The 8,356-nt window shown below is 76.4% G+C and carries 8 protein-coding genes; 6 read left to right on the top strand and 2 right to left on the bottom strand.

The features are described from left to right. Positions 1-231: 231 nt before the first annotated feature. Entirely contained in the window at positions 232-3,291 is a 3,060-nt protein-coding gene (locus ACFUEL_RS29750; RefSeq protein WP_380239871.1) for an SNF2-related protein, read from the top strand. Positions 3,292-3,296: 5 nt separating this feature from the next. Continuing rightward, positions 3,297-3,449: a hypothetical protein gene (locus ACFUEL_RS29745; RefSeq protein ID WP_380239870.1), complete on the top strand. Its 153-nt coding sequence runs from the start codon at positions 3,297-3,299 to the stop codon at positions 3,447-3,449. Positions 3,450-3,696: 247 nt separating this feature from the next. Here ACFUEL_RS29745 and ACFUEL_RS29740 read toward each other — a convergent pair whose 3' ends face one another. Together ACFUEL_RS29740 and ACFUEL_RS29735 are read right to left on the bottom strand one after the other, a co-directional pair. Beyond that, a complete protein-coding gene (locus tag ACFUEL_RS29740) occupies positions 3,697-4,527 on the bottom strand; it encodes an alpha/beta fold hydrolase (protein WP_380239869.1) in 831 nt (276 codons plus the stop codon). A gap of 54 nt (positions 4,528-4,581) precedes the next feature. Further along, a complete protein-coding gene (locus ACFUEL_RS29735) occupies positions 4,582-5,202 on the bottom strand; it encodes an HAD-IA family hydrolase (protein ID WP_380239868.1) in 621 nt (206 codons plus the stop codon). A gap of 135 nt (positions 5,203-5,337) precedes the next feature. On the opposite strand from ACFUEL_RS29735, the gene ACFUEL_RS29730 reads away from it, so the two are divergent. The 4 genes from ACFUEL_RS29730 to ACFUEL_RS29715 all read left to right on the top strand — a co-directional run bounded on the left by ACFUEL_RS29730 (position 5,338) and on the right by ACFUEL_RS29715 (position 8,288). Beyond that, positions 5,338-6,735 (top strand): hypothetical protein, encoded by a 1,398-nt coding sequence (locus tag ACFUEL_RS29730; protein ID WP_380239867.1) that lies wholly within the window; start codon positions 5,338-5,340, stop codon positions 6,733-6,735. 65 nt (positions 6,736-6,800) lie between these two features. Next, positions 6,801-7,184 (top strand): helix-turn-helix domain-containing protein, encoded by a 384-nt coding sequence (locus ACFUEL_RS29725; protein WP_380239866.1) that lies wholly within the window; start codon positions 6,801-6,803, stop codon positions 7,182-7,184. A gap of 101 nt (positions 7,185-7,285) precedes the next feature. Further along, positions 7,286-7,837: a hypothetical protein gene (locus tag ACFUEL_RS29720; RefSeq protein WP_380239865.1), complete on the top strand. Its 552-nt coding sequence runs from the start codon at positions 7,286-7,288 to the stop codon at positions 7,835-7,837. Positions 7,838-7,952: 115 nt separating this feature from the next. Next, entirely contained in the window at positions 7,953-8,288 is a 336-nt protein-coding gene (locus ACFUEL_RS29715) for a DUF2516 family protein (protein ID WP_380239864.1), read from the top strand. Positions 8,289-8,356 lie beyond the last annotated feature (68 nt).

The raw sequence follows: 8,356 nt of genomic DNA, 5'->3' as shown, positions 1-8,356 counted from the left end.
CACCGGGGGCCCGGGGAACGGCGGGTCCGTGCTGCTGACGGCCGGAGCCCATCGACGTGTCCGTGCCGCTGCGTCGCAGTAGCAGAACCGGAAGCAGATGCGCCGGGCGGCAGTGAACCTCCCGCGGACCCGGGCTCGCCGTTCCCCGGGCCCCTGAACGCGCGTCCCGCGGATCTGTCCGCGGCCCGATCTACGCTGGAAGGTCCCTGCCGTCCGCCCACCGGAGGTCCGATGTACGTCCTGCACGCCCACTGGCGGGCCGATGCGCGGCTCGGGGTGTGGGCGGAGGACGCCGGGGCGTTCGCCGGGCGGCGGGTGGAGGGGGCGCGGCATCCGTACGCCTGTCCGGCGGACGGGGTCGCGGGGCTGCTGCGGGCGATCGGGCCCGGCCCGGCCTGGCTGGCGGAGCGCGGGGACGAGCGGTGGCTGACGCTGCGGCTGCCCACGCTCGGCTCGCGGCCGACCCCCTCGCCCGACCTGCCCGTCGGCTCCACCGCCCGGGGGCCGGAGCTGCGGCCCTGGCGCGTCCCGGCGCTGCTGTTCGACCTGGCGGGGGCCGCGCAGCTGCTCGGCGAACTGTTCGACCCGTACTGGCCCGGCAGCACCGTCGAGCTGCCCGGCGGCCGGACGGCGGAACTCGCGTACGGGGCGTCGCTGCGCTGGCTGACGGGCGTGCACGACCTGGCGTGGCGGCTGGCCGGGCGCGGCCGGGTGCTGCCCGAACTGGTCGCCGAGGACGGCGGCTGGGCGGCCCGCTGGCGGCCCGCGCACCAGCCGGACACCCGCCGGGAGGCCCTCGCGCTGGCAGCCGGCTGCCCGCCCGTCGCCCGCGCCGAGGACGGCCGCGAACCCACCGGCGGTGCCCTGCTCGACACCGTGCTGAACGCGCTCACCGACCACGAGACCCGCGTCGCGCTGGGCGGGGCCGCCCCGCCGCCCCCCGGCGCCCCGGCCTGGCTGGCCGCCCTGCGCGGCCCCGACGCCCGGCTGCCCGCCCCGCCCGACCCCGCCGAGACCGCCCGCCTCGCCGCCGCCGCGGCCGGCACCGCCCCGCTCGGCCCGGTCCGGCTCGCCTTCCGCCTCGCCGAACCGCTCGGCACCGCCGCCGACGACCCGGACGCCACCGTCGTGGACGAGAACTGGCGGCTGGACGTGCTGCTCGGCCCCCTCGACCGGCCCTCGCTGCTGCTGCCCGCCGCCGAACTCTGGTCCGGCGGTCCCGGGGCCGCCGCCCTGGCCCGGACGGTCGACGACCCGGCCGCGGCCTACCTCGCCGAACTCGACCGCGCCGCCCGCCTGCTGCCCGACCTGCGGGCCGCCCTGCACCGCACCCGCCCCACCGGCCTCGACCTCGACCGGGCCGGCGCGCTCGCCTTCCTGCGCGACAGCGCCCCCGCGCTCGCCGCCGCCGGGCACGGCGTGCTGCTGCCCGCCTGGTGGCAGCGCCGCCCCCGGCTCGGCCTCGCCGCCACCGCGCACACCGCCCCCGCCCCCGGCTCCGTCCGGCGCGCCGCCCAGGCCGACCGGGACGCCGTCCTGGACTTCCGCTGGCAGCTCGCCGTCGGCGAACAGCCGCTCACCCAGCAGGAGTTGGAGGAACTCGCGGCCGCCCAGGCGGGCCTGGTCCGGTTCCGCGGCCGGTGGATCGAGGCGGACGCCGGCCAACTCGCCGCCGCCCTGCGCTTCCTCGCCGACCGCCGCGACGACCCCCGGCTCGACGCCGCCACCCTGCTCCGGCTCGCCGCCACCGACGGCGCCGTCGTCGACGGCCTCCCGGTCACCGCCGTGCACGCCGAAGGCCCGCTCGGCGACCTGCTGGCCGGCCGCCTCGGCCGCCTCCCCGGTGCCCACCGCACCCCGCCCCCGCCCGGCTTCACCGGCACCCTCCGCCCCTACCAGGAACGCGGCCTGGCCTGGCTGGACGCCCTCGGACGGCTCGGCCTCGGCGCCGTCCTCGCCGACGACATGGGCCTCGGCAAGACCGTCCAGACCCTCGCCCTGCTCGCCCTCGAACACGCCCGCGGCGCCCGCGGCCCCGTCCTGCTGGTCTGCCCCACCTCGCTGGTCGGCAACTGGCGGCGCGAAGCCGCCCGCTTCACCCCCCGGCTGCGCGTCCAGCTCCACCACGGCCCCGACCGCACCGCCCCCGACCCCGCCGCCGACCTGGTCATCACCAGCTACGGCGTCCTCCAGCGGGACGCCGCCGCGCTGCGCGCCGTCCACTGGCGGCGGGTCGTCGCCGACGAGGCCCAGCACGCCAAGAACCGCGCCGCCCGCCAGTCCCGCGCCCTGCGCTCGCTGCGCTCCGGCCCCCGGATCGCCCTTACCGGCACCCCCGTCGAGAACCGCCTCGCCGAACTCCACACCGTCCTCGACTTCGCCAACCCCGGCCTGTTCGGCACCCCCGAGGCGTTCCGCGAGCAGTACGCCGTCCCCATCGAGCAGTCCGGCAACCGGGAGACCGCCGCCCGGCTCCAGCGGCTCACCGCCCCCTTCCTGCTGCGCCGCCTCAAGAGCGACCCGGAGATCGGCCGACAGCTCCCCGCCAAGCAGCAGTTCACCGTCCGCTGCGACCTCACCCCCGAACAGGCCGGCCTCTACCAGGCCGTCGTCGCCGACCTGCTCGACCGCCTCGGCGGCATCCGCGGCGTCGAACGCAAGGGCGCGGTGCTCGCCGCCCTCGGCCGGCTCAAGCAGGTCTGCAACCACCCCGCCCAACTCCTGCACGACCGCAGCCCGTTGGGCGGCCGCTCCGGCAAGGTCGAACGACTCGTCGCCCTGCTCCAGGAGGCCCTGGCCGAAGGCGACCGGGTGCTCGTCTTCACCCAGTACGCCGAGTTCGGCGCCCTGCTCCAGCCCCACCTGCGCCGCCGCCTCGGCGAACCCGTCCTCTACCTGCACGGCGGCCTCACCGCCCCGCGCCGGCAGGAACTCGTCGACCGCTTCCAATCCCCGGACGGGCCAAGGGTGTTCCTGCTCTCCCTGAAGGCCGGCGGCACCGGGCTCAACCTCACCGCCGCCAACCAGGTGATCCACCTCGACCGCTGGTGGAACCCCGCCACCGAGGACCAGGCCACCGACCGCGCCCACCGGATCGGCCAGCGGCGCGAGGTCCAGGTCCGCACGCTGGTGTGCACCGGCACCATCGAGGAGAGGATCGCCGAACTCATCGACAGCAAACGCGAGTTGGCCGGAACGGTGATCGGCGCCGGAGAGAACTGGCTGACCGACCTCCCCACCGGGCAGCTCCGCGAACTGCTCGCCCTCTCCGCCGACCCGACCGGAGCCTGACCGCCGTGGACCAGCCGATCGACCAGTGCCTCGACACCTTCTGGCAGGGCGATTTCACCCTCCGGGACACCCCGCCCGAACCCCCCGCCCCGCCCGACCTCCCCCCGGACCTCTCGGAACTCCTCGCCCCGCTCTACCGGCACCTGACCGCCGAATAGGAGAAGAACGGCGGGATGCACCATCAGGGGCTCGGGGAACGGCGAGAGCCCCCGCCAGGGGCTCGGGGAACGGCGAGGCCCTGGCTGCGAGAGGTTCACTGCCGTTGCGTGCATCTGCTTCCGGTTCTGTTCAAGGCACGCAGCAGCCCCGACCTCCGATGGGCTCCGGCCGTCAGCAGCACGGACTCGCCGTTCCCCGAGCCCCTGATGGTGCATCCCGCCGTTCTTCCCGAACTGCTGTCAGGGCTCAAGCGGCGTCGAGGAAGTCCCGTACCAGCGAAGCGAATTCGTCCGGAGCGTCCACCCACGGACGGTGGCCCGCGCCGGGCAGGACGGTGAGGCGGGCGCCCGGGTGGAGGGCGGCGGCCAGCTTCGCGGGGGCGGTGCCGACCACCCCGTCCAGCTCACCGGCGACCACCAGCACCGGCACCGACGCCGGCACCGGCCGGCCCTCGCCCGCGCCGGCGTAGAACGCCTCCCGCATCCAGGGCGCGGCCGGCACCAGTTCCGGGTCGAACGCCTCCGCGCGGGCCCGCTCGTTCCAACTGCCCCAGAAGAACGGGGTGATCCGCCGGAGCAGTTCCGCCGTGGGGGCCGCACCGTCGGCCAGCAGGGCGTCCGCCTCGGCGGCGTCCGGGTACCAGGGCTCCGCCGCGCGGGCGGCCCTGATCGCGGCGAGCTCCGCCGCGTCCGGCTCCCGGGCCGCCCGGCCGGCCGGGGTGACCAGCGTCAACGAGCGGACGCGGTGCGGGAATTCGGCGGCGTAGCGCTGGGCGGTGAGGCTGCCCGCCGAGTGGGCGAGCAGGTCGAGGCGTTCCAGGCCGAGGTGCTCCCGGAGGGCCTCCAGGTCGGCGACCTGCGCACCGAACGCGCAGCTCGCCCGGTCGGCGGGGGCCGCCGAGCGGCCGCAGCCGCGGGGGTCGAACCGGATCAGCCGCCGGTGGGCGTCCAGGCTGCCGAGAGTGCCGAGGTAGCGGGCGTCCATGCCGGGGCCACCGGGGACCGCCACCAGCGGCGCGCCATCGCCGAGTTGCTCGTAGTGCAGGGCCGTCCCGTCGTACCCGTGGAAGATCGTCATGGCCCGGATGGTGGCACGCCCCGACCGGGTGCGGCAGGCAATTCCACCGGACGGTCAGAGCAGCCCGTGCCCGTCGAGCGCCGTCCGCAGCCCGTCCGCCCCGCCGTGGTGGTGGACGCGCATGCCGAGCGCCGCCGCGGCGGCGACGTTCCCGGCCGAGTCGTCGACGAACAGGCAGCGCTCCACCGGGGTGCCGGCCAGCTCGGCGGCCGCGCGGTACACCCGGGGGTCGGGCTTGGCGTGCCCGAACCGGGCGGTGTTGAGGACGGCGTCCACGGCGCCGTCCAGCTGCTGCGCGGCGAGGTCGGCCTCCAGCCGGGTCGTCGCGTTGGTCACCAGCACCACGGGTGTGCCGCGCCGCCGCACCTCGGCGACCAGCGCCAGCACGGCCGCGTCCACCCGGCACGGCTGCCGTCCCCAGGCGGCCACCGCCTCCCGTGCCGCGGCCGCCGACCCGCACACCGGCACCAGGTCCGCCGCCACGCCCGCCCGCCACTCCTCGTCACTGACCGCCCCGGTCACCGCGGGCAGCAGCCGCTCCGCCCGGAACGCCGCCCCGCCGATCGTCCCCGGCGGCAGCCCGCGCTCCCGGTCGACGTCCGCGAGGTCCCCCCAGATCCGCAGCACCCCGTCCAGGTCGCACAGCACCGCGCCCACCCGCCGTTCCGCCGCCATCCCGCCCGACCCTCCCGTTCCCACCCGCTATGACCGCTTCTGCCGGTCGATTCCCTTGCCGCTGAAGGCACTTCGTCGCGCCCAGCCTAATTCTCCGTACGGCGACCACCCGCGCCGCCGGGCACAATCACCTCCATGCCCTTCCGCTCCCGGCAGCCGCGCACCCTGCTCGCCTACGCCGCGCTGCTCGACCGCTCGGTCGAGCGGATCGCCGAAGTCTCGGCCGACGCGCGGGAGTTCGACCGTGCGGAGATCTACCGGCTCACCGACGTGTGGGACAACAACACCGCGGCCCTCTTCGCCGCGGCCGCCGCCCGCTTCCGCTGGGCCCGCGCGCTCCGCGCCCGCTGGGCGCTGCGCTGGATGGCCGACTTCGGCCCCGGCCGGCGGGCCTGGATGATCGAGCAGACCGCCGCCGCGGGCGTCCCGATCGAGCGCTCCCTGCGCCGGCCCGCGCCCGAGCCCGCCACCGGCCCCGGCCGGTGGAGCCGGGTCTACCGCGGCTGCGTGGTCGCCGAACTGGACGGCACGGAAAGTGAGTTGCCGGCCGGACTGGCCGCCGAGTACGACCTGCCGGCCGCCGCGTTCCGGGGGCTGACGGTCGAGCGGCGCGGCACCGACCGGGTGGACGGCTGGTGCGAGTTCGAACTGCCGTGCCGGTACGCCGGCGGCGGTCCGCGCGCCGCCCGGCTCACCGTCCACTTCGAGGACCCGGAGGACCTGCGCTTCGACAGCGGCCCGGACGCCACCGGCCTGTCCCTGCACCCGGGCCCCGACGGGGTGGTGCTCCGGCTGGGCGCGGCCGGGGTGCTGCGCTGCCGCTCCGTCCGGCTGAACCTGGACGACGACGGCTGGGAGGGCTCGCCGACCGGCCGCCGGTTCGCCGCCGCACACCCGGAGCGGCGCGAACGCCACCACGTCCGGCAGTGGGCCCTGCCGGTGTTCCGCTCCGTCGGCGGGCCCGCCGACGCGGGGTGGGTGCTCCGGGCCGCCATGGTCGCGGCCCGGCGGGTCCGGCACACCGGAGCGGCCGCCGACGCCCCGCTGCGCGCCGTCACCACCGCCCTGGCCGGGGCGGGCCCGCGGATCCTGGCGGCGGGGGCGGTCCGCCGCCGCGCCGACCGGAACGCCGCCTTCGAGGCGCTGGTCACCGACTGGTTCCGGCGCGGCGGGCCGGACTTCGCCGAGGCCGTCACCGGCTATGTCACCGTCCCGCAGGAGCTCCGCCCGGTCGGCCCCCCGGCCCGTCCCACCGTCCGGGCCCTCCCCTCCCGGCTGGCCCTCGTCCTGTATCGGCCGCCCTCCGCCCCGGGCGAGTACAGCCGTCCGGCCCACGTCCACCTCATCTTCGCCCAGCCCCCCGCCGGTGACCCGGACGCCCCCTGGGTCCTGCGCTCCCGGGGCTTCGAGCACTCGGTCGCGTTCGCCTTCACCCTGGACGCCTTCCGGCACACCGGCCTCCCCGAGCCCGCCCCCGACCGCCTCGTCTTCGGCCCGCACCTGAGCGCCGCCGGTGCGCCCGCTCCCCGCTGAGCGACGCGTTCGCAGGTGCTAGCAGCCTGCTTGCAATTGCAAGCGGTCCGGGGCAGACTGCCCGTATGGCGTCACTGAACGTGGGCTCGCTCGGCGAGTACATCCGGGAGCAGCGGCGGAGCGCGCAGTACTCGCTGCGGCAGCTGGCCGAGGTCGCCGGGGTGTCCAACCCGTACCTGAGCCAGATCGAGCGCGGGCTGCGCAAGCCCAGCGCGGAGATCCTCCAGCAGATCGCCAAGGCGCTGCGGATCTCGGCGGAGACGCTCTACGTGCAGGCCGGGATCCTGGAGGAGCGGGACGGCGAGGGGCCGGGCCTGCGGGCCGCGATCCTGGCCGATCCGCTGATCAACGAGCGGCAGAAGCAGGCCCTGCTCTCGGTGTACGAGGCGTTCCTGAAGGAGAACCAGGCCGCCCGCCCGGCGGAGCCGGCCGGGCCGAAGGACGAGTAGGCCGAAGGACGAGCAGAACGAGCAGGCCCGGACGACCGGACCTGCGTGACCGAGCCCCGCGCGACCCGACCGCGCGGCGGCCCCGACCGGGAGGACCCGACATGCCGATCAGCGACGAGTTCAAGAAGACCCTCACCGACCCGACCCCGCTGTACGCCCTGGCCGGCGCCGGCGACCTCGCGTACGAGAAGCTCCGCGAGGTGCCCGCCCAGCTCGAGGCGCTCGCCGCCGACCGCAAGGGCACCCAGGAGAAGGCCGCCGCCGCCCTGCAGGACGCGGGCGCCGCGCTGGCCGGGGCGCAGGCCAAGGTCACCGAGGCGGTCGCCGCGCTGCCCACCGACGTGAAGGAACTCCAGGCCAAGGCGCAGGAGTTCGCGATGCAGCAGGTCGGCCGGGCGCTGGAGTTCGCGGTGAAGGCCAAGGAGGTCTACGACGAACTGGCCGTCCGCGGCCGCACCGTGGTCGACGCCGCCGGTGCCGCCCCCGAGGCCGCCGAGCCGGCCGCCGGGCCCGCTGCCGAGGCCGAGGCGGAGGTGCCGGTCGAGGAGGTCGTGATCGCCGAGGTCGTGGTGGACGAGGAGCCCGCCGCGCCGAAGCCGGCCGCCAAGAAGGCCCCCCGGGCCCGCAAGGGCAGCGCCTCCGCGGCGGAGTGAGGCGGAGTGAGACGGAGCGGCGACGGTGTAGCAGTGGCCGGAACGCCGCGCCGACGCGGGCCGTTGACTGGGGTGACCGCCGTGCCAGGATGGAGGAAAGAGTGAGGAGCCGAAGGTGATCCTGTACGTCAACCTCCTGAACCCCTTCTGGTGGATCGCCGCCGCGATCATCTGCTTCAAGGTGTTCGCGCTCGGCGACGCCGTGTTCCGCCGGGACGACGCGTACCGGGCGGCGGACAAGAAGACCAAGGGCTTCTGGGTGATCATCCTGAGCCTCTCCCTGGGCTGGGACCTGCTCTTCGGGGCCAACCCGATCACCGGCCTGATGACGCTGGTCGGCCTGGTCGCCTCGATCGTCTACATGGTGGACGTCCGCCCCGCGATCAAGCTGCTCACCGACGGCCGCGGCCGCGGCGGGCGCGGCAACCAGGGCCCGTACGGCCCCTGGTGACGGAGTGACGGAGTGACGAGAAGGGCGGCCCCCCCGGGGGCCCCCCGTGCGGGACCACGCCGGCGGCC

Origin of the sequence: Kitasatospora sp. NPDC057198, from assembly GCF_042670125.1 — a bacterium.
Lineage (GTDB): Bacteria > Actinomycetota > Actinomycetes > Streptomycetales > Streptomycetaceae > Kitasatospora.
The sequence above is the reverse complement of the archived record's forward strand: the minus strand, read 5'-3'. Positions and strand labels throughout refer to the sequence as shown.

Bases quoted from the DNA above. Each gene is read 5' to 3' on its own strand.
- ACFUEL_RS29750 (WP_380239871.1), top strand. From the start codon at position 232: ATGTACGTCCTGCACGCCCACTGGCGGGCCGATGCGCGGCTCGGGGTG.
- ACFUEL_RS29740 (WP_380239869.1), bottom strand. From the start codon at position 4,527: ATGACGATCTTCCACGGGTACGACGGGACGGCCCTGCACTACGAGCAA.
- ACFUEL_RS29735 (WP_380239868.1), bottom strand. From the start codon at position 5,202: ATGGCGGCGGAACGGCGGGTGGGCGCGGTGCTGTGCGACCTGGACGGG.
- ACFUEL_RS29730 (WP_380239867.1), top strand. From the start codon at position 5,338: ATGCCCTTCCGCTCCCGGCAGCCGCGCACCCTGCTCGCCTACGCCGCG.
- ACFUEL_RS29725 (WP_380239866.1), top strand. From the start codon at position 6,801: ATGGCGTCACTGAACGTGGGCTCGCTCGGCGAGTACATCCGGGAGCAG.
- ACFUEL_RS29720 (WP_380239865.1), top strand. From the start codon at position 7,286: ATGCCGATCAGCGACGAGTTCAAGAAGACCCTCACCGACCCGACCCCG.